The following is a 332-nucleotide window of genomic DNA, read 5'->3' as shown; positions in this document are numbered from 1 at the left end:
GGCGCGGCTCAATTGCGCGATTTAACTCCAACACTACCCGCAGGCCACCGCCATCACGGACACCAGTACGCACCGCAGAAATGGCACTACCGTCGAGGGGAAGCGTTGACACATCGGTATTGAGCTGGCTTTCATCAAGATCAATGACGAGTCGCGCCGGATTCTCCAATGAAAACACGCTCGCCTCTGCCGCCGCCGTTAGATCAAACACTAGACGGGCATGGTCAGGCGCAGCCCAAAGCCGCATGCTCTCCACAGCGGCCGCCTGAAGCGTTGAGGTACCTGCCAGTAACACTGCACAGCCGGTCGCTAACCGACCGACCAAACGGATC

Annotated in this window: 1 protein-coding gene; it reads right to left on the bottom strand. The window is 59.0% G+C overall.

Annotation, left to right across the window (positions count from 1 at the left end):
• Positions 1-211: AMIN domain-containing protein (locus R0J92_RS22115; protein WP_411053231.1), on the bottom strand; the 211-nt coding region annotated here is incomplete at its 3' end.
• Positions 212-332: the final 121 nt, after the last annotated feature.

It is taken from the genome of Tritonibacter sp. SIMBA_163, assembly GCF_046535935.1.
Taxonomy (GTDB): Bacteria; Pseudomonadota; Alphaproteobacteria; order Rhodobacterales; family Rhodobacteraceae; genus Epibacterium; species Epibacterium scottomollicae.
Note: the sequence above shows the minus strand (reverse complement) of the source record. Positions and strands in the feature narration are given on the sequence as shown.